This is a genomic window from Leisingera sp. S132, assembly GCF_025144465.1.
Lineage (GTDB): Bacteria > Pseudomonadota > Alphaproteobacteria > Rhodobacterales > Rhodobacteraceae > Leisingera.
In genome coordinates, this window is the sequence record NZ_CP083553.1 from 231282 (window position 1) to 255662 (window position 24381).

20 protein-coding genes are annotated in these 24381 nt (G+C 62.9%); 15 read left to right on the top strand and 5 right to left on the bottom strand.

Annotated features, from left to right (window positions below; all coding sequences use genetic code 11):
• Window positions 1-287 precede the first annotated feature (287 nt).
• The 4 genes from K3725_RS01120 to K3725_RS01135 all read right to left on the bottom strand — a co-directional run bounded on the left by K3725_RS01120 (window position 288) and on the right by K3725_RS01135 (window position 4136).
• Entirely contained in the window at window positions 288-1334 is a 1047-nt protein-coding gene (locus tag K3725_RS01120) for a DUF3445 domain-containing protein (protein ID WP_260017067.1), read from the bottom strand.
• 11 nt (window positions 1335-1345) lie between these two features.
• On the bottom strand, window positions 1346-2311 hold the full coding sequence (locus K3725_RS01125; protein ID WP_260017068.1) for a PDR/VanB family oxidoreductase: 966 nt from the start codon (window positions 2309-2311) through the stop codon (window positions 1346-1348).
• Window positions 2308-2919, bottom strand: coding sequence for a dimethylamine monooxygenase subunit DmmA family protein (locus K3725_RS01130; protein WP_260017069.1), 612 nt, complete (start codon window positions 2917-2919; stop codon window positions 2308-2310). The genes K3725_RS01125 and K3725_RS01130 overlap by 4 nt, the downstream gene beginning before the upstream one ends.
• A gap of 71 nt (window positions 2920-2990) precedes the next feature.
• Window positions 2991-4136, bottom strand: a complete 1146-nt coding sequence (locus K3725_RS01135; RefSeq protein ID WP_260017070.1) for an aminomethyltransferase family protein — start codon at window positions 4134-4136, stop codon at window positions 2991-2993.
• A 550-nt stretch (window positions 4137-4686) separates the two neighbouring features.
• Between K3725_RS01135 and K3725_RS01140 the strand changes: the two genes are divergently transcribed.
• The 9 genes from K3725_RS01140 to folD all read left to right on the top strand — a co-directional run bounded on the left by K3725_RS01140 (window position 4687) and on the right by folD (window position 14182).
• Complete coding sequence (locus tag K3725_RS01140; RefSeq protein ID WP_029204636.1) at window positions 4687-6060, top strand: ammonium transporter; 1374 nt, start codon at window positions 4687-4689, stop codon at window positions 6058-6060.
• A gap of 11 nt (window positions 6061-6071) precedes the next feature.
• Entirely contained in the window at window positions 6072-6287 is a 216-nt protein-coding gene (locus K3725_RS01145) for a hypothetical protein (protein WP_019294524.1), read from the top strand.
• A 133-nt stretch (window positions 6288-6420) separates the two neighbouring features.
• Window positions 6421-7317 (top strand): glutamine amidotransferase family protein, encoded by an 897-nt coding sequence (locus K3725_RS01150; protein ID WP_039185422.1) that lies wholly within the window; start codon window positions 6421-6423, stop codon window positions 7315-7317.
• 1 nt (window position 7318) lies between these two features.
• On the top strand, window positions 7319-8002 hold the full coding sequence (locus K3725_RS01155; protein ID WP_019294522.1) for a GXGXG domain-containing protein: 684 nt from the start codon (window positions 7319-7321) through the stop codon (window positions 8000-8002).
• An 18-nt stretch (window positions 8003-8020) separates the two neighbouring features.
• Entirely contained in the window at window positions 8021-9352 is a 1332-nt protein-coding gene (locus K3725_RS01160) for an FMN-binding glutamate synthase family protein (RefSeq protein ID WP_260017071.1), read from the top strand.
• Between the two features lie 76 nt (window positions 9353-9428).
• Window positions 9429-10760 carry a type III glutamate--ammonia ligase gene (glnT, locus tag K3725_RS01165; RefSeq protein ID WP_260017072.1) on the top strand — a complete coding sequence of 444 codons (1332 nt, stop codon included), beginning with the start codon at window positions 9429-9431 and terminating at the stop codon, window positions 10758-10760.
• 295 nt (window positions 10761-11055) lie between these two features.
• Window positions 11056-12732, top strand: coding sequence for a formate--tetrahydrofolate ligase (locus K3725_RS01170; RefSeq protein ID WP_260017073.1), 1677 nt, complete (start codon window positions 11056-11058; stop codon window positions 12730-12732).
• Window positions 12733-12895: 163 nt separating this feature from the next.
• Window positions 12896-13201: a chorismate mutase gene (locus K3725_RS01175; protein ID WP_260017074.1), complete on the top strand. Its 306-nt coding sequence runs from the start codon at window positions 12896-12898 to the stop codon at window positions 13199-13201.
• Window positions 13202-13291: 90 nt separating this feature from the next.
• Entirely contained in the window at window positions 13292-14182 is an 891-nt protein-coding gene (folD, locus tag K3725_RS01180; protein WP_260017075.1) for a bifunctional methylenetetrahydrofolate dehydrogenase/methenyltetrahydrofolate cyclohydrolase FolD, read from the top strand.
• 88 nt (window positions 14183-14270) lie between these two features.
• On the opposite strand, the gene K3725_RS01185 is transcribed toward folD, so the two are convergent.
• Window positions 14271-15113 carry a DMT family transporter gene (locus K3725_RS01185; protein ID WP_260017076.1) on the bottom strand — a complete coding sequence of 281 codons (843 nt, stop codon included), beginning with the start codon at window positions 15111-15113 and terminating at the stop codon, window positions 14271-14273.
• A gap of 181 nt (window positions 15114-15294) precedes the next feature.
• Here K3725_RS01185 and tdm point away from each other — a divergent pair, with 181 nt between their 5' ends.
• The 6 genes from tdm (at window position 15295) to K3725_RS01215 (ending at window position 24377) form a co-directional block, all read left to right on the top strand.
• Window positions 15295-17664, top strand: coding sequence for a trimethylamine-oxide aldolase Tdm (tdm, locus tag K3725_RS01190; protein ID WP_260017077.1), 2370 nt, complete (start codon window positions 15295-15297; stop codon window positions 17662-17664).
• A gap of 30 nt (window positions 17665-17694) precedes the next feature.
• On the top strand, window positions 17695-18111 hold the full coding sequence (locus K3725_RS01195; protein ID WP_260017078.1) for a group II truncated hemoglobin: 417 nt from the start codon (window positions 17695-17697) through the stop codon (window positions 18109-18111).
• Window positions 18112-18612: 501 nt separating this feature from the next.
• A complete protein-coding gene (locus K3725_RS01200; RefSeq protein ID WP_260017079.1) occupies window positions 18613-19887 on the top strand; it encodes a hypothetical protein in 1275 nt (424 codons plus the stop codon).
• Window positions 19888-20009: 122 nt separating this feature from the next.
• Window positions 20010-20351, top strand: coding sequence for a hypothetical protein (locus tag K3725_RS01205; RefSeq protein ID WP_260017080.1), 342 nt, complete (start codon window positions 20010-20012; stop codon window positions 20349-20351).
• 216 nt (window positions 20352-20567) lie between these two features.
• Window positions 20568-23075: an FAD-dependent oxidoreductase gene (locus K3725_RS01210; RefSeq protein ID WP_260017081.1), complete on the top strand. Its 2508-nt coding sequence runs from the start codon at window positions 20568-20570 to the stop codon at window positions 23073-23075.
• Window positions 23076-23324: 249 nt separating this feature from the next.
• Window positions 23325-24377 carry a DoxX family protein gene (locus K3725_RS01215; protein ID WP_260017082.1) on the top strand — a complete coding sequence of 351 codons (1053 nt, stop codon included), beginning with the start codon at window positions 23325-23327 and terminating at the stop codon, window positions 24375-24377.
• Window positions 24378-24381 lie beyond the last annotated feature (4 nt).

Consider the following 24381-nt stretch of genomic DNA (forward strand, 5'->3'; position numbering starts at 1 on the left):
TACCGCGGCATCATAAGATGCCCCTCTCCGTTGGGCCAGGCGCCGCGCGATGCGCGGCGCGGCTGCGTCCTGCAGCTGCCTTGCCGCCTGCCGCCCGCAGCGCGCAAGGCGCGCTGCCCGGCCCAACGCTGCGCCGGGTGCAGGCGCAGCCTGCGGCCGGATGCGCGGGCGGGAGGGCTTGGTGCCCGTTTTCAGGCAAAAAGAAACTGCCGGAGCCAGGGGCTGCGGCAGTCAGTGACACGGGCCTGGGTGACAGGGGTAGGGACGGCCCGCACGTCCGCTCGGGATCAGTCGTCGTCGGGCCAGATGCCGTCGGAGGTCGGCGTGCCGTCGTCAAACTGGGAGAGCCATTCCACCATCAGCGGGCGGTTGTCGATGAAGCCCTTGTAGGTCGCCAGTTCCTCCGGCAGGTCGCGGATCACCCGGTGCAGGCGGCGCGCCCATTTCGGCACCTTTACCAGATCGTTGAAACTGATCAGGTAGCACCGGATCGGGAACACCAGCGCGTTGGAGCGCGGCAGGCGGAAGAAGGTCTGCAGCTCGACCCGCAGGTGCTGCTTCTCGCCGATGTTCTCCATCGTCAGCCCCTGCTTCATCACGCCCCATTTGTGGTAGTTCTCAGGGCTGGTGTCGAGCAGCGGGTTGACCGTCATGGTCCAGTTCAGCCGCCGGGCGGGCTGGCCCTGCTGGATGTTCAGGAGGAACTTCAGGGCACGGACGAAAATGCCCATCTCATGCGCTTTCGGGACCGGTGCGTGCCATTCGAAGAAGTTCATGCCGATATCGAAATCCAGCGACCAGTCGGCCTGGGTGGTGACCATGCCGGCATCCATCCACAGGTTGTCGTCGCGCTGGTCGAGCACCGCAAAGTCGCCCTGAGTCTGGCGGGTGATATATTCCATCGGCCCATAGGGCAATGTGCTTTCATCGAGGAAGGTGAAAGTGTCGTCGATGCCCAGCGGTTTGTTGATCCAGCGCCAGCGGTTGCCGTCCTTGTGCAGTTCGAACAGGTCCGGGTATTCGGCTGCCTTGGCCTCCATGATCAGTTCGACCAGATCCCAGCCCGCCAGCGTCATATGCGGCAGTGACTGGCAGCGCAGCGGGTCGTTTGCCAGCACCCGGGCGCGGTCCTTCATTTCCGAGACATAGTGCTCGTCCACGTCGAAGGTGCGTTCAAACACCGAGCCGGGCCGGTAGGATTTATGCGGCTCCATGTTCACCGAATACATGTAGCTGTCTTCGTGGAACGGGAAGGGGAAGCGTTTGATTGCCCAGTCCGAGTTCTTGAAGGTGAAGTCGCCGTAGAAGGTTTCGTCGTTGAATTGAATGGTCATCTTTCTCTCCCTCAGCGGTCCAGAACCAGTGTCTTGCCTTCAAAGCGCGACACGCAGGGCATGATGTGTTTGCCGCCGGCCTTTTGCTCGTCGGTCAGCCAGTGGTCGTAGTGCAGGAACTTGCCGTCATAGCCGATGACATTGGTCTCGCACTGGCCGCAGGCGCCGCCGCGGCAGAGGTATGGGGCGTCGATGCCCGCCGCTTCCAGGGCTTCCAGCAGCGATTGATGCTCGCCGACCTGAACGATCTTGTTGGAGACCGCGCATTTCACCTCGAAAGGCTTGCCGGAGGCAGGCGCCAGGAATTCCTCGGAATGCACGGCTTCGCGCGGCCAGCCCATTTCCCCGGCAGTGCTGTGCACCCAATTGATCATGCCCTTGGGGCCGCAGACATAGACGTGCGTGCCCAGCGGCTGGTTGGCGAGCAGGGTCTTGAGGTCGATCGCCTCTTTCTGGTCGTCGTGATAGATGTGCACCTTGCCCGGGTAACGCTCCGACAGCTCCTTGGCGTAGGTGCCGAGCGAAGCAGTGCGGACCGAATAGTGCAGCTCGAAGTTGCCGTCCATCATCGACAGCTGATGCATCTGCGCCATGAAGGGAGTGATGCCGATGCCGCCGGCGAGCATCAGGTGCTTTTTGGCGCGCAAATCCAGCGAGAACAGGTTCACCGGATTGGAGATGACCATCTCCATGCCTTCTTTCACCTGGGAATGCATGAACCTGGAACCGCCCCGGCCCTGATCGTCTCGCCGCACCGAGATAGTGTAGGCGCCGCGGTCGGCCGGGTTGGACATCAGCGAATAGGCGTTCAGGCGGGTGATACCGCCGTCCTGCATCTCGACCACGGTATGCGCCCCGCCCGAGAAGGTGGGCAGGTCGCCGCCGCCGGTGCGGACGAATTTGAAACGGGTGACCAGGTCGTTGATCGGTTTGACCTCGGCCACGGTGACATTCAGTTTTGCGGTGCCAGCACTCATTTGAACAGCTCCACTTTCTCGGGGATGTTGCCCGGATCCTCAGCGTCGACCCGCACCCCCTGGAAGGCGGCGAGGCGGCGCGAGTAGTGATCGCGCACGAACAGGCTGAGGCCGCAGTGGCTGCACTCAAACGGATCGGTGGTGACGTCCTCGGTGATGCCCTTGCAGTGCACGCATTGCATGCGGCGCGCGGTGGAGCCGCGGTGTTCGGTCTGGATTGCGGTATGCGGAATGCCGGCGGCTGTGGCCTCGGCCATGGCTTGCCCCATCAGGCTTTCGGTGCCCGAGAGATACACCTGCGTGCCCATGTGGCAATCCTGCAGGGCGCGGCGGATGCGGCTCTGCGCGGCTTCATAGGACGGCCCGGCGTAATACTGGCCCGCACCCAGTTCCTCCAGCTGGCTGCTGAATTTCGTGCCGGTCTTCTTGGGGATGTAGATGATATGGGCCTTGGCCCAAAATGCCGCGTCGGTGGATTTGGCCAGATCGAGGATTGCTTCGGCGCCTTCGGCGTCGGCAATCATCAGATGGCCACTGCCGGAGCGGGCCTCAAGCTCGCCGTAAACCGGGCGGCTGGTGATGGAAGGGGGGAATTCGGTCTTAGACATGTGGGTCGCTTTTCCTGCAGTCCGGGTGAACGAAAGCGGGCGCCCCCGAACGGGAGCGCCCGGGATCCGGATCAGCCCTTTGCGGTGCGGATCGATTTGTCCTTGTCGTAGAAGGGCATCTCTTCGGCGGTGGCGGCGATCTCGGTGCCGTCGCCGTTGCGGACGGTCAGCTTGGTGCCTGGCTTGGCGCAGGCGACCGGCATCCGGGCAATGCCCACGTTGTGGTTGTTCACCTCGGAGTACATGCCGTAGGTGACCACGCCGACCTTCTCGCCGTTCTGCAAGAGGTCCGCGCCTTCGTCCGCGGGGGTCTTGCCCTCCAGCATGACGCCATAGATCTTGAAGCGCTCCTTGCCTTCGGCGGCATAGTGGTTCTCGGCGCCGATGAAGCCGGTCTTGCCGGGGGAGACGGTGAACTCGAGGCCCAGTTCCCACAGGGTGTCGCCGCAGGGCTCATCGTCGAACGGGTAGGTCTCGGAGTTGTCGCCCGGGTAGAACAGCAGGTAGCTTTCGGTGCGCAGCAGGTCGAGGGTGGAGAACTGCACGGGAACAATGCCCAGGCCCTTGCCCTTGTCCAGAATGCTGTCCCAGAGGTGCACCGCGTCCTTGGCCTGGCAGAAGATCTCATAGCCGCGCTCACCGGTATATCCGGTGCGCGAGATCATCACCGGGCAGCCGAAAAGCTTGGTCTGGATGATACCGAAATAGGCCAGGTCGCGGATGCCGGGCACATACTCGGCCAGAAAGTCCACGGCGACGGGGCCTTGCAGCGACATGTCGTGCAGGTTGTCGTCGAACACAACCGAGCAATTCTTGCCGGCGGCGACGGTGCTGAGCTGCTCCATGCCGGTGCCGGTGCCGTGGACCACCATCCAGCTGTTCACCGACAGGCGGTAGATGATGCAGTCGTCCACGAATTTGCCCTGTTCATTCAGGATCGAGGCATAGGTGGAGCGGCCCGGCATGATCTTTTCGACGTTGCGGGTGGTGACCCGGTCGATGACCTGGGCGGCGTGCTCGCCCACGACGTGGACTTTCTTGAGGCCGGACACGTCCATGAGGCCTGCCTTGGTGCGGACCGCCTCATAGTCGGCCTTGGCGCGCTCGGGGGTGTGGTCATAGAACCAGGCGGTTCCCATGCCGTTCCAATCTTCCAGCTCGCCGCCGATTTCCTTGTGGCGCTGGGCCAGTGCTGAAGTCCGCCAGATGATGGCCATTGTTTGCGTCTCCCTATTGGTGCGGACCAAAACTCTTGATTTGGTTCCTTTGGTCCGGTCCAGTTAGCCAAGGGAGGGGGCTTCATGTCAACGATTATTCCTATCAGGAAAAAGTTTTCTCTTAAAAGGCGGTTTTTGAACGTGTTTGCGGCATGAATTGGCCTGAAAGGGTCTTTTTGGTCTTCGGCTTGGGGTTGCGGCAGGCCTGTGATGGTCCGCTGAGAGTGAGAATCGCTGTGCCTGCGCGCCGGAGATTCGCGTGATTCCGTCGCAAATTAGCAATGTGCCCTTGTGCCGGGCGGCTCTTCCTTCCGAGGCCTCCTGGGTGAAACTGTTGCGCCGCGGCAAGTGTTTAGCCGTTGAAAGTCCAAGGCTTAGAGGTCGCATCGGGCGCGGAAAGTGCCGTTTCCGGGCTGCTGTAATTTCCCTAAAGGTAACAATTTTTCACATGATTATTGACAGCTCGCCCTCCGGAGACCCAATAATATAGGAAAATAATTTTCCCAAGAGGCAAAAATGTCCGGGATGCTGCCAACAGGAGGGCAAAACATTGGATGGAAATCTGAACGCGTTAACGACGGTGTTCACCGAGTTCTATTACTGGGTGACCGTCGTCTTCATGTTCCTCATTCACGTGGGGTTCTGCATGTACGAGGTCGGCGCCAGCCGTCACCGCAACCACATGCACACACTTATGAAAAACATCATGATCATTCCGCTGGTCACGGTGACATTCTTCTTTTTCGGCTGGTGGATCTACTGGTCCTTCCCGAACTTCCCGTTCTTCGGCGGGCTGAATCATGACGCAGGGGCCGCGAACCTGCCGTGGTCGGAAAACATGGGCACCAACTTGTCGGACCGGATCACCGGTGTGTTCTGGGCTGCGTTCCTGCTGTTCTCCTGGACTGCGGCCTCGATCGTGTCCGGTGCGGTCATTGAGCGGATCCGCTCCTCCGCGCTGTGGGTGCATGCGGTCATGATCGGTTCGGTGTTCTGGATCATCGACGCGGCCTGGGGCTGGCATGCCGAGGGCTGGATGGTCAAATACCTGGGCTATCACGATGCTTATGCGTCCGGCGTGATCCATGCGATTGCAGGCGGTTACGCACTGGGTGTCATCATGGTGCTGGGCCCGCGGCTGGGCAAGTTCGCCGCCGACGGCACCCCGCGGGACATCCCGCCGCATAACCCATGGATGCTGACCATCGGGATCTTCCTGATCTACTCGGGTTTCTGGGGGTTCTACGCGGCCTGCAACATCCCGGCGATTTCGCCTGAGGGCATTGGCGGCCTGCTGACCGGCGAGACCTGGACGGCGACCAATATCTATCTGGCACCAACCTCGCTGTCTGCGATCACCTTCAACTTCCTGATGTCGCTGTCCGGCGGCCTGATGGCGGCCTATGTGGTGTCCAAGGGTGATGCGTTCTGGACCTTCTCTGGCGGTCTGGCGGGCATCATCACCGCCTCTGCGGGCAACGACCTGTACCACCCGATCCAGGCGATGCTGGTCGGCGCGGTTGGTGTCGTGATCGTCTACAAGCTGCACTACTGGGTCGAGCGTACCTTCAAAATCGACGATGCAGTGGGTGCGGTTGCGGTGCACGGCTATTCCGGCATCGTGGGCCTGATCATCGCAGGCTTCCTGCTGTGGGGCGCACCGAGCTCTCCGTATGAGGGCTATGCCACCGTCAACCCGGTTGGCCAAACCATCGGCGCGGTGATCATGTTCTTCGTGCTCGGCTTCCTGCCTGCCTTTGTGATCTCCAAGATGCAGGCCGCCGCTGGCGTGCTGCGGATCCCGCTGGAGGTCGAGCTGCAAGGTCTCGATTACGCCGAACACCATGCCTACGAAGATGCCAAGGCCGAAATCATCGCCGCCGACAAGGCGGCGCTGAATGGCGGCACTGTGCCAGCTGAATAAGGAGAATTGAAATGTCTACGATCGGATATGACAGCTGGGCCGTGGACCTGGCGGAGGTTGGGGCGGTCTACCCGTTCCAGGGATCAGAGGGCCTGATGGTGGTCCTGGGAGTGATCTTCTGGATCGGCTGGCACAGGATCCAGTTTGTCCGCGAAGGCGCCCACCTCGATAAGGCTAAGGAAATGGGTGACAAGGAGAAAATAAGCGCTCTGCTTGAAAAATACTGATGTGAAAACCCGCAGGGGCGCGCCGGACCGGCGCGCCCTTGTTTCCTTCTGGGGAAAATAAGTTTCATAAGAGTTGAATGAGTGAGCGCAAACTGCTAGCGTTGATTCGAGATGAAAAGCAGGAGGCACACCCATGTGCGGGATTGTCGGTCTTTTTCTGAAAGACAAAACACTAGAGCCAAAACTGGGCGATATGCTCACCGATATGCTCATCACCATGACGGATCGCGGTCCCGACAGTGCGGGCATTGCAATCTACGGATCCGAAGCGGACGGGCGCACCAAGCTGACCGTTCAGTCGGATGCGCCGGACGCGGCCTTTGACGGGCTGGACGGGGCCCTGGCCGAGGCGCTGAGCACCGATGTGTCGATCCGGGTGATCGATACCCACGCGGTGCTGGATGTGCCCGCGGGCAAGGGCGAAGAGGCCCGCGCTGCGCTGGCGGAACTGCGCCCCGGCATGCGTGTCATGAGCGCGGGCGACACCATCGAGATCTACAAGGAAGTGGGTCTGCCCGAGAAGGTTGCCGAGCGTTTCAACGTGCGCGGCATGAGCGGCACCCACGGCATCGGCCACACCCGTATGGCCACCGAGTCCGCCGTAACCACCGAGGGCGCACACCCGTTTTCCACCGGGTCTGACCAGTGCCTGGTGCACAACGGCTCGCTGTCGAACCACAACTCCCTGCGCCGCAAGCTGCAGCGCGACGGGGTGCGGATCGAAAGCCAGAACGACACCGAAGTGGGCGCGGCCTACCTGACCTGGAAGATGCAGCACGGCGCCACCCTGGGCGAAGCGCTGGAGGGCACGCTGGAGGACCTGGACGGTTTCTTCAACTTTGTCGTCGGCACCAAGGACGGCTTTGGCGTGGTCCGCGACCCGATCGCCTGCAAGCCGGCCGTAATGGCAGAGACCGACCAGTATGTGGCCTTCGGTTCCGAATACCGCGCGCTGGTGAACCTGCCGGGCATCGAAGACGCCCGCGTCTGGGAGCCCGAACCCGCAACCGTTTACTTCTGGAACCACTAAGATGCAGACATATGATCTTGAAGCAAATGGCCTGCGCGGTCTGAACTCCGCCCTGCAGGAACTGAACGGCAGCTCCAACAAGACCGCCTGGGAAATCGTCAATCCCAAAGGCAGCCATGCGATTGCCGTTGGCCTGAACTCACCCGTTGAGGTGACCGTCAAGGGCTCCACCGGCTATTACTGCGCGGGCATGAACCAGCAGGCGACAGTCCGGGTCGAGGGTTCGGTCGGGCCGGGTGTGGCGGAAAACATGATGTCCGGCACCGTGATCGTCGAGGGCGACGCCAGCCAGTATGCCGGGGCCACCGGCCATGGCGGCCTCCTGGTGATCAAGGGCAATGCCTCGTCGCGCTGCGGCATCTCGATGAAGGGCATCGACATCGTCGTGCACGGCAACATCGGCCATATGTGCGCTTTCATGGGGCAGGCCGGCAACCTGGTGGTGCTGGGTGATGCCGGCGATGCGCTGGGCGACAGCTGCTATGAGGCACGCTTCTTTGTGCGCGGCTCGGTCAAGAGCCTGGGTGCCGACTGCATCGAGAAGGAAATGCGCCCCGAGCACATCGAGATCCTGAAGGATCTGCTGGCCCGCGCCGGCGCCGACGCCAAGCCGGAAGAGTTCAAGCGCTACGGCTCCGCCCGCAAGCTCTACAACTTCGACGTCGACAACGCGCAAGCGTACTAAGGACAGGGATCAAAAGACATGGATAACACGAACATCCCCCGTACGGTCCCGATCCAGTCGGCGACTTTTTCCAACCCCATCAACGCGGAAATCCGCCGCGCGGCGGCCACCGGGATCTATGACATCCGCGGCGGTGGCGCCAAGCGCAAGGTGCCGCATTTCGATGACCTGCTGTTCCTTGGCGCCTCGATCTCGCGCTACCCGCTGGAGGGGTACCGCGAGAAATGCGAGACCAAGGTGACGCTGGGCACCCGTTTCGCCAAGAAGCCGATTGAGCTGGATATCCCGATCACCATCGCCGGCATGAGCTTTGGCGCGCTGTCGGGTCCGGCCAAGGAGGCCCTGGGCCGCGGCGCCTCGGCTGCGGGCACCTCGACCACCACCGGCGACGGCGGCATGACCCCGGAAGAGCGCGGCCATTCCACCAAACTGGTCTATCAGTATCTGCCGTCCCGCTACGGCATGAACCCGGACGATCTGCGCAAAGCGGACGCGATCGAGGTCGTGGTCGGCCAGGGCGCCAAGCCCGGCGGCGGCGGCATGCTGCTGGGCCAGAAGATCTCCGACCGGGTTGCGGATATGCGCACCCTGCCGAAAGGCATCGACCAGCGCTCTGCCTGCCGCCACCCGGACTGGACCGGCCCGGATGACTTGGAAATCAAGATTCTGGAGCTGCGTGAGATCACCGATTGGCAGGTGCCGATCTATGTGAAGGTCGGCGGCACCCGCCCCTATTACGACACCGCGCTGGCGGTGAAGGCCGGCGCCGATGTGGTGGTGCTGGACGGCATGCAGGGCGGCACAGCTGCCACCCAGGACGTGTTCATCGAACATGTCGGCCTGCCGACGCTCGCCTGTATCCGCCCTGCCGTGCAGGCTCTGCAGGATCTGGGCGTGCACCGTGAGGTGCAGCTGGTGGTCTCCGGCGGCATCCGCACCGGGGCTGATGTGGCCAAGGCGATGGCGCTGGGTGCGGATGCCGTAGCCATCGGCACTGCGGCATTGATTGCGCTGGGCGACAACGACCCGAAATGGGAAAGCGAGTACCAGAAGCTGGGCACCACCACCGGCGCCTATGACGACTGGCATGAGGGCAAGGACCCGGCAGGCATCACCACCCAGGATCCTGAGCTGATGAAGCGCTTGGACCCGGTCGATGCGGGCCGCCGCCTGCGCAACTACCTCAAGGTGATGACGCTGGAAGCCCAGACCATCGCCCGGGCCTGCGGCCACAACCACCTGCACAACCTCGAGCCTGAGGATCTGTGCGCCCTGACCATGGAGGCCGCCGCGATGGCGCGGGTGCCGCTGGCAGGGACTGACTGGTACCCGGGCAAAGCAGGGTTCTGATGATTGGCGGGGCGCGGCCGGCAACGGTTCGCGCCCCATGTTCGAAATACGTTCAACAGGGAAAGGAAGTAAGACCATGACAACAGATCTGGCTGCTTTCGCAAAAGAAAAAGGCGTCAAATACTTCATGATCTCCTTCACCGACTTGTTCGGTGGGCAGCGCGCCAAACTGGTGCCGGCAGAGGCGATTGCGGATATGCAGGAAGACGGGGCCGGCTTTGCCGGTTTTGCCACCTGGCTTGACCTGACGCCCGCGCACCCGGACATGCTGGCGGTGCCGGATCCGTCCTCGGTGATCCAGCTGCCGTGGAAACCGGAGGTCGCCTGGGTGGCGGCGGATTGCGTGATGGAGGGCGAAGACGTGGCCCAGGCGCCGCGCAACGTGCTGCGCCGCCTGATCAAGGAGGCCGCGGACGAGGGCCTGCATGTGAAGACCGGCATCGAGGCCGAGTTCTTCCTGCTGTCGCCGGACGGGGAGCAGATTTCCGACCCCTTCGATACGGCGGAGAAGCCCTGCTATGACCAGCAGGCGGTGATGCGCCGCTATGACGTGGTGCGCGAGATCTGCGACTACATGCTGGAGCTGGGCTGGGGCCCGTACCAGAACGACCACGAGGACGCCAACGGCCAGTTCGAGATGAACTGGGAGTTCGACGACGCGCTGTCGACCGCCGACAAGCACAGCTTCTTCAAGTTCATGACCAAGTCGGTGGCGGAAAAGCACGGCTACCGGGCGACCTTCATGCCCAAGCCTGTCGAGGGTCTCACCGGCAACGGCTGCCACGCCCATATTTCGGTCTGGGACGCGCCGGGCAAGGATTCCCGCACCAACGTCTTTGCCGGGGATAAAGGCACCGGCCAGATTGCCGAACTGGGCCTGTCGGAGCAGGGCGGCTGGTTCCTGGGCGGCATCATGAAGCACGCCTCGGCGCTGGCGGCGATCACCAACCCGACGGTGAACTCCTACAAGCGCATCAATGCGCCGCGCACCATGTCGGGTGCGACCTGGGCGCCGAACACCGTGACCTGGACCGGCAACAACCGCACCCACATGGTGCGCGTTCCCGGCCCCGGCCGGTTCGAGCTGCGCCTGCCGGACGGGGCGGTAAACCCCTATCTGCTGCAGGCGGTGATCATTGCGGCGGGGCTTTCCGGTATCCGCTCCAAGGCCGACCCCGGCCCGCGCCATGACATCGACATGTACGCCGAAGGCCACACCATCACCGATGCGCCGAAGCTGCCGCTCAACATGCTGGATGCGTTGCGCTTCTACGATAAGGATGACGGGCTGAAGGCGATGATGGGCGAGGAATTCTCTGCCGCCTATCTGAAGATGAAGCAGCAGGAGTGGAACTCCTTCGTCAACCATTTCTCCCGCTGGGAGAAGGACAACACGCTGGATATCTAGGCACTGATTCCCCTGTTCGGCCTTCGGGTTGAACCTTGCGCGGCCCGGGTCATGCCCGGGCCCTTTTTGTTTGCGGCAGCCTCTGCCGCATATGCGCCGTTTTCACCCCGGGTGAAAAACCGCCTGTTTCCTATCGGCGGCGAAAATGGGGAAAATGCCCGCTTTTACACGGAAAACCGGGCAGGAGGGTGTTGACGGTTAGGAAAATAAATTGAGTAATAGGAATATATCTTGCTTCGCACTCAACATGTGCCGCGGGGCGTGAACCGGAACGGATGGCAGCAGGGAGATGGCCATGAGCTACAAGAGTGACATCGAGATTGCGCGTGAGGCGCAGAAGAAGCCGATCCAGGAGATTGGCGCGAAGATCGGGATTTCCAGCGATGACCTGCTGCCCTACGGCCATGACAAGGCGAAGGTGAGCCAAGCGTTCATCAACTCTGTGCAGTCGAAGGAAGACGGCAAGCTGATCCTGGTGACCGCGATCAACCCGACGCCTGCGGGCGAAGGCAAGACCACCACCACCGTGGGCCTGGGCGACGGCCTGAACCGGATCGGCAAGAACGCGATGATCTGCATCCGCGAAGCGAGCCTCGGCCCGAACTTCGGCATGAAGGGCGGCGCGGCAGGCGGCGGTTATGCGCAAGTAGTGCCGATGGAGGAGATGAACCTCCATTTCACCGGCGACTTCCACGCCATCACCAGCGCCCACTCGCTGCTGTCGGCCATGATCGACAACCACATCTACTGGGGCAATGAGTGCGACATCGACACCCGCCGCGTCGCCTGGCGCCGGGTGGTCGACATGAACGACCGCGCCCTGCGCCAGATCACCGCGTCTCTGGGCGGCGTCTCCAACGGCTTCCCGCGCGAAGCCGGCTTTGACATCACCGTGGCGTCGGAAGTGATGGCGATCCTCTGCCTCGCGAACGACCTCAAGGACCTGGAAAAGCGCCTGGGCGACATCATCGTGGCCTACCGCCGCGACAAGACCCCGGTCTACTGCCGCGACATCAAGGCCGAAGGCGCGATGACCGTTCTGCTGAAAGACGCGATGCAGCCGAACCTGGTGCAGACCCTGGAAAACAACCCGGCGTTTGTCCACGGCGGCCCGTTTGCCAACATCGCCCACGGCTGCAACTCGGTCATTGCCACCAAGACCGCGCTGAAAGTCGCTGACTATGTGGTGACCGAGGCAGGCTTCGGCGCTGACCTCGGCGCCGAGAAGTTCATGAACATCAAGTGCCGTAAGGCAGGCATCGCGCCGTCGGCGGTGGTGCTGGTGGCCACCGTGCGCGCGATGAAGATGAACGGCGGCGTTGCCAAGGCGGACCTCGGCGCGGAAAACGTTGCTGCGGTGAACTCCGGCTGCGCCAACCTCGGCCGCCACATCGAGAACGTCAAATCCTTCGGCGTGCCGGTTGTGGTTGCGATCAACCACTTCGTCACCGACACCGATGCCGAAGTGGACGCGGTCAAGGCCTATTGCGCCACCCACGGCGTCGAGGCGGTGCTGTCGCGCCACTGGGAGCTGGGCTCCGAGGGTTCCGCGCCGCTGGCCGAGAAGGTTGTCGAGATCGTCGACGCCGGTTCCGCCAACTTCTCGCCGATCTACCCGGACGACATGCCGCTGTTCGAGAAGATCGAGACCATCGCCAAGCGCATCTACCGCGCCGACGAGGTGCTGGCGGACAACAAGATCCGCACCCAGCTGAAGGAATGGGAAGCCGCGGGCTACGGCAACCTGCCGGTCTGCATGGCCAAGACCCAGTACTCCTTCTCGACCGACCCGAGCTTGCGCGGTGCGCCGGTGGGCCATTCGGTGCCGGTGCGCGAAGTGCGCCTGTCGGCCGGTGCGGGCTTCATCGTGGCGGTCTGCGGCGAGATCATGACCATGCCGGGCCTGCCGCGCACCCCGGCGGCGGAAACCATCCGCCTGAATGCGGACGGCCAGATCGAAGGCTTGTTCTAAGACAGGATATGCGACATTCAGCGGCCCGGGGGCATCCCCGGGCCGCTGGAGTTTCAAGCGCAATCCGAAAAGTGGGAACCGGTTTTCGGAAACAATTGCGCGACCACAAAAAATGGTCAGAACCTCACATGGCCCAAAGCAATGAACGCCGAGGTTCTGACGCATGAGCACAGAGACACCGCCGCAGGACTGTTCCTCGATGGAGGCGCTGCGCGCGGAAATTGACAGGCTCGATATTGAGCTGGTGCAACGCCTGGCCGCCCGGGCGGGCTATATCGACCGGGCGATCCAGCTCAAGCAGCTCAACGGCTGGCCGGCGCGGATCCCGGAGCGGGTTGAGGAAGTGGTCATGAATGCCCGCGCCGCCGCGCAAAGGGAGGGGCTGGACCCCGATCTGATCGAAAGCCTGTGGCGGCAGCTGGTGGACTGGTCGATTGCCCGCGAGGCGCGGGTGATCCGGGAGGAGTGATGCTGAGCAGGGCCACCTGCGGCTCGGGCATCGCGACCAACTGAAGTGAATAGGCGGGCCGAATGCCTGCGCAGGAAAGGAAGAGAGCAAATGGCAGCAACTCTGATTGACGGCAAGGCCTTTGCGGCCAAGGTGCGCGGCCAGGTGGCCGAACATGTGGCGCGGCTGAAGGAAGAAAACGGCATCACCCCCGGCCTGGCGGTGGTGCTGGTCGGCGAGGACCCGGCCTCCCAGGTCTATGTGCGCTCTAAGGGCAAGCAGACCGTCGAGGCCGGCATGAACTCCTATGAGCACAAGCTGGACGCGGACACCTCGGAAGGAGATCTGCTGGCGGTGGTTGAGCAGCTGAACAATGATCCGTCGGTGCATGGCATCCTGGTGCAGCTGCCGCTGCCGAAACACCTGGACGAGGATCTGATCATCAACTCGATCGCGCCGGAGAAGGACGTCGATGGCTTCCACATCTCCAACGTGGGCCTCTTGGGCACCGGCCAGAAATCGATGGTGCCCTGCACGCCCTTGGGCTGCCTGATGATGCTGCGCGAGCACCACGGCAGCCTGTCGGGCATGGACGCGGTTGTCATTGGCCGCTCCAACATCGTCGGCAAGCCGATGGCGCAGCTCTTGCTGGGCGACAGCTGCACCGTGACCATCGCGCATTCGCGCACCAAGGACCTTCCGGAGGTGGTGCGCCGCGCCGACATCGTGGTTGCCGCGGTGGGCCGCCCGGAAATGGTGCCGGGCGACTGGATCAAGGACGGCGCCACGGTGATCGACGTGGGCATCAACCGGATCGAGCGCGATGGCAAGAACGTGCTGGTGGGCGACGTCGACTTCGCCTCCGCCGCGGAACGCGCCGGCGCCATCACGCCTGTTCCCGGCGGCGTCGGCCCGATGACGATTGCGTGCCTGCTGGCCAACACCGTCACCGCCTGCTGCCGCGCAAACAACCTCCCGGAACCAGAAGGCCTCACCGCCTGACGCGCAGACCATTGAGCGTTGAATGAAAAAACACCCGCCGGAACCACTCCGGCGGGTGTTTTTTTGTTCGAAGAAGAAGGTGGGGGCGTCAGAAGCCGAGGTAGGCGATGCCGCCGAAGGTGACGGCGACGCTGATCCATTGGGCGCGGGTCATGCTTTCGCGCAGAACCAGCCAGGCCAGGACCACGGTGACAAGGCCGAAAAGCGAGGCGCTGACGGAGGCGAACTCGGGCCGGGGAAGCGTGCCGGAATAGATCACCAGGCCAAGCGCCGCGGCATCCAGCGCGCCCATCACGCAGAGCAGCGGCAGGACCTGGCGGGGCGGCAGCTGCAGCGCGCGCAACAGGACCGCGAGGGCCGCTGCCAGCAGGATTGCAGCCGCGCGGGTCAGGATCAGCACCGGCAGCTCCGCGCCGGCTTGGGCTGCGGCCTGGCCGGTTGCAAAGGTCAGCGCAAAGCCGATTGCCGCCATCAGGCCCCATCCTGCGGTCCGCGGGTTGAACGCGCCGCCGTCGGCGTCTGCTGAGAACACCGCGATGCAGCCCACGCCGCCAACCACGGCGGCAACCGCCAGCCAGTGACCGGGCCCGACCGGCTGACCCTGCAGCATCGCCAAGCCCAGCGACAGCACCGGATAGGCGCCGATCAGCGGCGCCGCCAGCCGGACCGGCCCCAGCGCAAAGGCGCGGTACAGCGCGTAGGACGCAAGAGCGTAGATGGCGCCGGAGAACACGGCGAGCTTGGCTGCTGGCAGGGTCATCGCCGGCCAGTCCGCCAGGGCAAGGCCTGCCGCAGCCATCAGAATCGCACCCGTTGCAAACACCGTCAGCATGGCGGGCAGAATGCCGGTTTTCCTGGAGACAACCCGCACGCAGAGGTCATGTATGCCCCAGGCGAGCGCTGCGATCAGTCCCAGTACCAGCGAATGCATGGCGGATATCCTTTTGTTTGCGGCATTCACCCCCAGGAAAATGCCGCATCCCGGGCAATCGCCATTTTTCCGCAGAAAATCAACATGTTTGTTGATCAGAGTGCCGGATCGGAATATTCTTTTCAATAAATAAATATTCCGGCTGTGCAAGAATTGGCCGGAGTCCAGCGGGAGATGCGCGATGAATGACATGAGCTTCCCTGAGGTTGTCAAAGGGCCGCCCAAGCCGTCCGGACTGTATCAGCCGTCGGTGTTCTCATTGCCCAAGGGAACCGAACGCTATGCGGTTGAAGGCTGCGGCGCGATCCTGATCCGGGTGGAGACCGGCGACCGGGTGACAGTGATCAATGACGAGGGCGGCCAGCCCTGCGAGATCATCGCGGCTGAGGACAAGGGGCGCATCGACGCCGGCATCATCGGTGCAGCAGCAAACTGCGATGCCGGCGGGCTGAAGGCGCTGCTGACGTCCTCGGATCAGTCCCTGCGCGGCCTGCGCATGGGGATGGAGGCGCGCGGCATCGACCTTGCGCAGGGCGGCGCGGTGCGGGTCTTTGACAGCGCGACACCAGCCAAGACCGAAGAGAGCTTCGCCGTGCAGCGCGACGGGGTGGTGATCATCGCAGCGCCCGGCGGGATCATGGACTTCGAGAAGCAGGACACGGCGACCTCATTGACCGTGATGGTCAAGCGCGCGGTGATCAAGCAGGTGGCGCGGTTCGAACTGCCCGATCCGCTGGCGGAGCCGGTCAATGAGGTTCGGGTGCATAGCGCCACTGCCGAAAGCTATTTCGTGAAGGCGGGCGATTATATCCAGATCATTGATGTGGACGGTCGCCAGTGCACCGACTTCCAGTGTTTTGCCGCCCGCAAGCTGGACAAGGGGATTGAACATGCGCTGGACGTGACCACCACGCGCACGCTGATGGGCCATGCCTATCCGATGCCGGGGCTGCACGCGAAATACTATGATCAGGACATGCTGCCGCTGGTCGAGGTGGTGCAGGACACCGTGGGCCGGCATGATGCCTTTGCCCTGGCCTGCGCCGCGAAATACTATGACGACATCGGCTATCCCGGCCATGTGAACTGTTCGGACAATTTCAATGCGACGCTGGCCCAGCACGGGGTGACCCCGCGGGCGGGCTGGATGGCGATCAACTTCTTCTTCAACACCGGGCTGGACGATCATGGCGTGATGTATGCCGACGAGCCCTGGACCCGGCCCGGCGATTATGTGCTGCTGCGGGCGCTGACCGATCTGGTCTGTGTCAGCTCGGCCTGCCCGGATGACACCAGCGCTGCCAATGGCTGGAACCCCACCGACATTCACGTCCGCACCTACAGCGGCCAAGAGAGTTTCAAGCGCGCGATCGCGTTCCGCGCGACCCCTGAATCGGAGCCCAAGATGACCAAGGAAACCGGTTTCCACGACCGCCTCAGCAAGATGACCCGCAATTTCATCGAGTATAACGGCTATTGGCTGGCCAATTGCTATGCTGAATCCGGACCGCTGGAGGAATACTGGGCCTGCCGCGAGAAATGCGTGGTGCTGGACCTGTCCGCCCTGCGCAAGTTCGAGATCACCGGGCCGGATGCCGAGGCGCTGTGCCAGTATATCTTTACCCGCAATATCAAGAAGCTGGCGGTGGGGCAGGTGGTCTATACCGCGATGTGCTACCCGCATGGCGGAATGATTGACGACGGCACCGTGTTCCGCCTGGGCAAGGACAACTTCCGCTGGATCGGCGGCTCTGACTATGGCGGGGAATGGATCCGCGAGCAGGCGGAGAAGCTGGGCCTGAACGTGCTGATCCGCTCCTCGACCGACATGCAGCACAATATTGCCGTGCAAGGCCCTGAAAGCCGCGATCTGCTGAAGAAAATCATCTGGACCATGCCGCATAACCCGACGCTGGAGGAACTGGGCTGGTTCCGCTTCACCCCCGCACGCATCGGCGATGACCAGGGCGTGCCGGTGGTGGTCTCGCGGACCGGCTACACCGGCGAGCTCGGATATGAGATTTTCTGCCATCCGAAACACGCGAGCGAGGTCTTTGATGCGGTCTGGGGAGCCGGAAAGGCCCATGGCATCCGCCCGATGGGGCTGGAGGCGCTGGACATGGTGCGGATCGAGGCCGGGCTGATCTTTGCCGGCTATGACTTCTCCGACCAGACCGACCCGTTTGAGGCGGGTATTGGCTTCACCGTGCCGCTGAAGTCGAAAGAGGATGACTTCATTGGCCGCGATGCGCTGATCCGGCGCAAGACCACGCCTGCGCGCAAGCTGGTCGGGCTGGATATCGACTCGGCCATCGACGTCGGCCATGGTGATTGTGTCCACATCGGCCGCGCGCAGATCGGCGAGGTGACTTCCTCCATGCGTTCGCCGCTTCTGGGCAAGAACATCGCGCTGGCGCGGGTGGATGTGTCCTGTTCGGAGGCCGGAACCGAGGTGGAAATCGGCAAACTTGACGGGCATCAAAAACGCCTGCCCGCCAAAATCGTACCCTTTGCGCATTATGACCCCAAGAAGACCCGGCCTCAGTCCTGAGGCCGCCCGTTGGCGGGGCAGGGAGGTTAAATGGTTCAGAAGCTGATAGAGCAGATCGGCGGCGAAGAGGTGCTGCGGGCGCTGGTCGAGCGCTTCTATGACATTGTCGAGGAAACGGAGACCGGCGCGCAGATCGTCAAGCTGCACAAGCGGGGGCATGGCATGGACCATGCCCGGATCGAGCAGTTCAATTTTCTGTCCGGTTTCATGGGCGGGCGCCGCTACTATGAGGAAAAGCACGGCCACATGGATGTAAAGCTGATGCATGCCCATGTGCCGATCACCGAAGAAGACGCCGAGAACTGGCTGAAGTGCATGGACCAGGCACTGGCGGATCTGACGCTGGATGGTCCGCATGTGGAGCGGCTGCGCCAGGTGTTCCGCCGGGTGGCCCTGATGCTGGTGAATGATCTGGTTGAATGGGGCGAAAAGCGCGCCACAGCCTGAGCGCGGCGCTTGCGGCGGCTGGGGCATCATCCAAAGAGGCCGCGCAGCTATGATGAGACGTGCCTGAGCCTTCCGCCGCGGTTCAGTTGCTGCGCAGCGGCCGGCCCCAAGGTGTTGCGCCGCCTGCGTACGGTGGCCTCACGTGATCTTAAGCGGCCTGCGGCATAGTTCCAATTGATCGCGGTCACCGCCGGGCCTGACACCCCCGGCACTATGGAACAGGGCCCTTTGGCACGGGCACGCACAGACGACGTTTCGCGTGCGGGAGGCAACTCCCGTCCCGCCTCCGCCCCTTGGCGGCGCCGCCAATCCTAACTGCTGGCAGATGCAAACGATGCAGCTCAGAAGGACAGGCCAGACAGAAACAGCAAAACCAGACCCGTCCCGGCAGATTCAATCTGTGCGGGCGTGAACCTGCTTCTTTTCGTGCTGCTGCCGCATTCCCGCCCCAAACTCCCGTTAGCCGGATCGAAAGATTTGAGGCATTTCCACGGGGACATTATGAGCATCAAGCATCTGGCAGGCTTTGCAGCCGTGTGCGGGCTGGTATTTCTGGGCGTCGACTATGAACAGCAAACCCGCCGGGCGGGGCTGGACCTTGGCGGTCTGAGCCTTTCTGCTTATGCCGGAACTATTGAAAGCCGCTATCTCAGCAGCAAGGCGGAACGCCGTCTGGCTGAGCAGGAGCAGGAGCGCCGCCGCCGCTGGCAGCAGGGCGGCAAGGCGTATCTGCCCGAGGCGCCTGCAGGAATGGAGCGGTTCAGCCTGCTTGAGCGGCCGGGAGTGCTGGCGGCCGGGGCGGAGAGCGCGGAGCCCGGAGAGGATGCGCTGTCGGAACTGGATCAGGCGCTGGATGGCGCCCGCGAGCGGAAACGGGCCGCCAAGATGGACCCGCACAGCTGGGGCTACAGCAAGGACGGCGAAGCGGTTGTGCTCAGTGTCTATCTGCGCGGCCAGGAGAACCCGAACACCCTGGGGGGAATGGTTGTTTCCTCGATGCGCGGCATGGGGCTGCCTGAGGAGCCTTATGCGGTCATCGGCGGCGTCGCCTTTGGCCGCGATCAGGGCATTTACGATCGCAGCAGCAGCAAGATGCGCAAGTTCAATGGGGTCGTGGGCTTTGGCGAGCGTGCCACGATCCTGGTCCATGCGGATGCTTCGGATGAGACCATCCGGCAGCTGCTGTCGGCCATCGACTATGATGGGCTGAACAGTCTGCTGGCGCAGCCCGTTCCCACTGTCGGCAATGATGTGACGGTGCCCTTGGCCGCCGAAGAGCAACTGGCAGAGGACATCGCCCGGCTGCGCAGCGAGTTGGAGGGTATTGAGGCCAAGGCGGCGCGGCTGAAGATGGAAAATATTGATCACGGCAAGCTGCTGGCCGGCGCTGTGACCGGCACCTCAGCCGTGATCGATGTCACCAGCGGTGATGTGCCCGACCCCGCTGTGGTGCTGGAGGCCGCCTACCGTGAGCGCCTGATCCGGCTGATGGCAGAGGCCGGTGCGGTGCGCGGCGGCCTCGCGATCAAGGCGGAAGATCATGCCGCGGTGCAGGACGCCGCAGAAGACAGCCAGAGCAGCGGGGCCGGTGCAGGCAAGATTTCAGGGCTGGCCGGCACGCTGCTCGGCGTGTTCACGGGCGGGTCCGGTGAGGCGGACGGCGCGGCGCCGCAGGACGGCGGCGTGCCGCAGGTCAAGGTCAGCAGGGGATTGGCAGGGGACAGCGGCGACGGCAGCAGCTGTATCCGCCGCGGCACCACACGGACCTGCGACTGATCCTGACGAGACCAGTGCAATTGCACCGGCTTTTCCCCGAAATGCCGGATTGCCGCCGCATTTCTGCGCCAGGTTTGCGGGTGTTGTTAACAGCACGGCAGGTGCGGACCCGGAGGGCAGAGATGGCACTGAAGAAAGCGATAGGCATTCTGGTGTTCAGCATCCAGGGGGTGGTCGGCTACGACTATTACATCCAGACCCGTGACGCAGGGCTGAACTGGGGCGATCTCAGCGCCACCGACTATGGCACCATCGTGCAGGACCGGGTTGCCCGCTCCCGCGCGGCCCGGGACAGCGCGGCTCTGGACGCGCCGCAGGACAGCCAATCACTCTGGCAGACAGCCTCCAGCTACGGCAAGAGCCTGCTTGGCGGCGGCGCACAGGTGGCCCAGGCAGACACCGCCGGGGACGCCGGAGAGGCGCAGTCCGTTTGCATCCGCCGCGGCAACGTGGCCGACTGCTGAGCAAGCCGGCACTTCACGAAACAGACGACAGGGGGCCGCGGCCCCCTTTTGCTTGTGCAGAAAAACGCCATTTCCGGCACTGCGGCCCGCAGAATCCGGTATGCTGTGGCGCGCAAGGTCGGTTTTGGATGTTTTTGCGTCGGCCTGATTTTGCGCGGATTTCAATGCGCGGGCATAACCGTCGCCAAGAATCTCATTAAGCTGGAGAGCGGGAGAATGAAAACCCAAGTCAAAGCACTTGTTGTTGGCGGCGGCGCCGTCGGCACCTCGATTGCCTATCACCTGGCCAAAGCCGGCTGGGAAGACGTCATGCTGATCGAGCGTGACGAGCTGACCTCCGGCTCCACCTGGCACGCAGCCGGCCTGCTGCCGCTGTTCAACATGTCCTATGCGACCACCCACATCCACAAATACTCGGTCGATTTCTACAAGACCCTGGAAGAGGAAACCGGCCTGAACGCAGGTTTCGCCGTGGTGGGCAACCTGCGCATGGCGCAGACCCAGGAGCGCATGGACGAGTACATGCTCTACGCCTCCACCGCAGAGACCTGCGACGTGGACTATGAGTGGCTGACCCCGGATCAGATCAAGGAGCGCTGGCCGCTGATCGAGACCGGCGACCTGAAAGGCGCGATCTACCACACCGAAGACGGCTATATTAACCCGGCCGACGTGACCCAGGCGATGGCAAAGGGCGCCCGTCAGCGCGGTGTCGATATCGTCCGCAAGATGCAGGCCGATGCCTTCCACTGGAACGGCACCCACTGGGAAGTCACCTGCACCAAGATGGTCGAGAAGGGCGGCAACCTGGTTCCTTCCGACGAGCAGGTGGTGATCACCGCAGAGCACGTCGTGACCGCGTCGGGCAACCACGCGCAGCGCACCGCCAAGATGCTGGGCATCAAGATGCCGGCAATCCCGGTCGAGCACACCTTCATCGTCATGGACAAGGACCCGGAGCTGGTCAAATGGCGTGAAGCGGGCAACCCCGAGCACCCCGTAGTGCGCGACGCCGACAATGAATCCTATGCCCGCGAAGAGCGCGGCGGCTGGATCCTGGGCATCTACGAGCGCGGCGCCCCCGCGCAGTTCGAGCACGGCGTGCCGGACAGCTTCCGCGCTGACTTGTTCCCGCTGGATCTGGACCGGATCGCCGAGCAGTACATGGCGATGGCAGAGCGCGTTCCGTCCTGCGCCGAGAGCGGCCTGAAAGACGATTTCAACGGCCCGATCTGCTACACCCCCGACGGCAACCCGCTGGTCGGCCCGGCCCCGGGCCTGCGCAACATGTGGCTGGCGGAAGGCTTCTCCTTCGGCATCACCGCCGCTGGCGGCACCGGCTACTACCTGGCGCAGATGATGGTGGACGGCGAGGCCGAGATCGACATGGCGTCGCTCGACCCGAAGCGCTATTCCTCCAACTGGATGACCACCGAGTTCGCGGCCCGCAAGAACGAAGAGTGCTATGAGCACGTCTACATCCTGCACCACCCGGACGAAGAGCGCGAAGCCTGCCGTCCGCTGCGCACCGCACCGGCCTACGAGCGCCAGAAGGCCCGCGGCGCACAGTTCGGCTGGGTTAACGGCTGGGAACGCCCGAACTACTACGGCCCCGTCGATGCGCCGGCAAACTTCGACCACGACGCCCGCTCCTTCCGCCGCGGCGGCTGGTGGCAGTATGCCGTGGAAGAGGCGAAAGCCGTGCGTGAAGGTGTTGGCCTGGTCGACGCGACCGCGTTCACCAAACATGTCGTCAAAGGGCCCGGTGCGACCCAGTTCCTGGACTGGTTCACCTGCAACAAGCTGCCGAAGATCGGCCGCATCAACCTGACCTACGCGCTGACCGCATTCGGCACCACCCGGACCGAATACACCATCGTGCGCAACGGCGAGAACAACTACTACTTGGTCTCCGCCGGTGCCTGGTCCGAGTATGACGCCGACTTCCTGCGCAAGGCGGCCGAGGACAAGATGGAGGAGTTCGGCTATATCGAGATCCAGGACGTGACCACCCAGTGGGGCGTTTTCGCCATCGCAGGCCCCAAGTCCCGCGATGTGCTGAAAGAGGTGATCGTCGACGCAGATCCGGAAACCGCGCTCTCCAACAAGCGCTTCCCCTGGCTGTCGGCCAAGCAGATCGAACTGGGCATGTGCCCGGTCAATGCGATCCGCGTGGCCTACACCGGTGAGCTGGGCTGGGAACTGCATCATCCGATCGAGATGCAGAACTACCTGTTCGACCTGCTGGAGAAGGCGGGCGAGAAGCACGGCATGAAGCTGGTCGGTGCCCGCGCCCAGAACTGGCTGCGGCAGGAGAAATCCTACCGCGCCTTCGGCAACGAACTGGGCCGCGACGCGACCCCGCTGGAAGCCGACCTGCCGCGCTTTGTCGACCTGGAGAAGGACTTCCACGGCAAGGACAAGCTGGTTGAGACCGGCGTCCGCGTGAAGTGCTGCACCCTGCTGATCGATGGCCCTGCCGATGCCGATCCCTGGGGCCGTGAGGCGCTCTATGCCGAAGATGGCACCCGTGTGGGCCGCCTGACCTCCGGTGGCTACTCGGTGGCCTTCGAGAAATCCATCGGCATGGGCTATGTGAAGCCCGAGTACGCGGTGGAAGGCACCAAGCTGCAGGTCAAGATCCAGGACAAGCTGTGGGATGCGGTCGTCACCTGCGACAGCCCCTACGATCCGAAGAACGAGACCATCCGCCAGAACGGCTAAGCCCTGACGGAAGAGATGAGAAAGCCCCGGCCAATGTGCCGGGGCTTTTTTTGTTGCACCGCGGGTGTTGCCGGTACTGTGGAGGCAGGGGGCAAGTGGCTGTTCGCCGCCTCGGAACACGGTCTGGGCGGCCGAAAGGTGTGTGCCGAAGTATACCCAAAAAACTGTAGAAGTCGTTATACGAACACTTTATGCGTGCGTTTCATGACGTGAATATGGTTGCGGTGCTGGCCGTAATGATATGGGGGAATGATCGTGAAAAACCGTGGTTGCATGCCAATTGCAGCATTCGCAATGCTCTGTGGGGGCCAGGCATCCGGACATGAAGCATGGCTGTTGACTCCTGCGGAGCTGGAGACACTGGCGCATGCATCTTTGCCGCCGCTTTTTCAGAATTTCGAACTTTTACAGGCGGCCTCTATCATTGCGGGCATTGTCTTGTTCGCGGCGGTTCTGGCAGAGGAAAAATTCCAGAACCTCGGCCAGGGACTACTGCGAAGTATCACTTTGCACACCCGGGACATCGGCCCGGCGGTTCTGCGCCTTGGGCTTGCAGCGACGCTGGGACTCAGCGCTCTTGGCGGGCTGCCGCGGCATGGAACGGCCCTTTGGACCCAGCCGACCCTGTTTGTACCGGACATGGTCCTAAGCACCCAGCCGGGCTGGGGCTGGCTTGCTATTGTGTCGCTTGCAACGGCAGCGCTGCTGCTGGCGGGGGCGGCAACCCAGCTGGCCGCCGGGGCGGTTATTGTGCTTTCTCTTGTGGGATGCGCTGTGTTCGGGAAAGTCTTCATTCTACACTACGCCGGGCATTTCATTGCCCCTAGTTTGCTGCTGATGTGCTGCGGCGGCGGGAAGTACAGCATTGACGCGCTTTTGCCCGCCAAGATTACATTGCCCGGCATGAAGACCCATTGCGAAATGCACTGGGGCATGGCTCAGCTGCTTGCGGGCCTTACCTTTGTCAGCTTGGCAATCACCGTCAAGTTCATGCAGCCGAACCTGCTTGTCGCGATTCTGGAACATTCCTGGTTCGGTTTCTTCGGTATCCCCCTTCCGGTTGTGGCGCTGATCATGATGTATGTCGAAGTGCTTGCCGGGGTGCTGTTGATCTTTGGCAGGCTGGTGCGGCCGATTGCTCTTTTCCTGCTGGGCGCTTTCACGTTCTTTGTGATTATCCTTGGGGAATCCCCGGCGCTGCACGGCAACCTGTACGGGCTGATGTTCATGTTCCTGCTGCGCGGCGGCACGCCGGTCGTTCTGAGTGTGAGCTGGCGCCGCAGCGCTGATGCCAGCGTATAAGAGG

Bases quoted from the DNA above. Each gene is read 5' to 3' on its own strand.
- K3725_RS01175 (WP_260017074.1), top strand. From the start codon at position 12,896: ATGAGCACAGAGACACCGCCGCAGGACTGTTCCTCGATGGAGGCGCTG.
- K3725_RS01170 (WP_260017073.1), top strand. From the start codon at position 11,056: ATGAGCTACAAGAGTGACATCGAGATTGCGCGTGAGGCGCAGAAGAAG.
- K3725_RS01185 (WP_260017076.1), bottom strand. From the start codon at position 15,113: ATGCATTCGCTGGTACTGGGACTGATCGCAGCGCTCGCCTGGGGCATA.
- K3725_RS01120 (WP_260017067.1), bottom strand. From the start codon at position 1,334: ATGACCATTCAATTCAACGACGAAACCTTCTACGGCGACTTCACCTTC.
- glnT (WP_260017072.1), top strand. From the start codon at position 9,429: ATGACAACAGATCTGGCTGCTTTCGCAAAAGAAAAAGGCGTCAAATAC.
- K3725_RS01160 (WP_260017071.1), top strand. From the start codon at position 8,021: ATGGATAACACGAACATCCCCCGTACGGTCCCGATCCAGTCGGCGACT.
- K3725_RS01150 (WP_039185422.1), top strand. From the start codon at position 6,421: ATGTGCGGGATTGTCGGTCTTTTTCTGAAAGACAAAACACTAGAGCCA.
- K3725_RS01200 (WP_260017079.1), top strand. From the start codon at position 18,613: ATGAGCATCAAGCATCTGGCAGGCTTTGCAGCCGTGTGCGGGCTGGTA.
- K3725_RS01210 (WP_260017081.1), top strand. From the start codon at position 20,568: ATGAAAACCCAAGTCAAAGCACTTGTTGTTGGCGGCGGCGCCGTCGGC.
- K3725_RS01135 (WP_260017070.1), bottom strand. From the start codon at position 4,136: ATGGCCATCATCTGGCGGACTTCAGCACTGGCCCAGCGCCACAAGGAA.
- K3725_RS01125 (WP_260017068.1), bottom strand. From the start codon at position 2,311: ATGAGTGCTGGCACCGCAAAACTGAATGTCACCGTGGCCGAGGTCAAA.
- K3725_RS01205 (WP_260017080.1), top strand. From the start codon at position 20,010: ATGGCACTGAAGAAAGCGATAGGCATTCTGGTGTTCAGCATCCAGGGG.
- K3725_RS01130 (WP_260017069.1), bottom strand. From the start codon at position 2,919: ATGTCTAAGACCGAATTCCCCCCTTCCATCACCAGCCGCCCGGTTTAC.
- K3725_RS01155 (WP_019294522.1), top strand. From the start codon at position 7,319: ATGCAGACATATGATCTTGAAGCAAATGGCCTGCGCGGTCTGAACTCC.
- K3725_RS01195 (WP_260017078.1), top strand. From the start codon at position 17,695: ATGGTTCAGAAGCTGATAGAGCAGATCGGCGGCGAAGAGGTGCTGCGG.
- K3725_RS01145 (WP_019294524.1), top strand. From the start codon at position 6,072: ATGTCTACGATCGGATATGACAGCTGGGCCGTGGACCTGGCGGAGGTT.
- K3725_RS01215 (WP_260017082.1), top strand. From the start codon at position 23,325: ATGATCGTGAAAAACCGTGGTTGCATGCCAATTGCAGCATTCGCAATG.
- tdm (WP_260017077.1), top strand. From the start codon at position 15,295: ATGAATGACATGAGCTTCCCTGAGGTTGTCAAAGGGCCGCCCAAGCCG.
- folD (WP_260017075.1), top strand. From the start codon at position 13,292: ATGGCAGCAACTCTGATTGACGGCAAGGCCTTTGCGGCCAAGGTGCGC.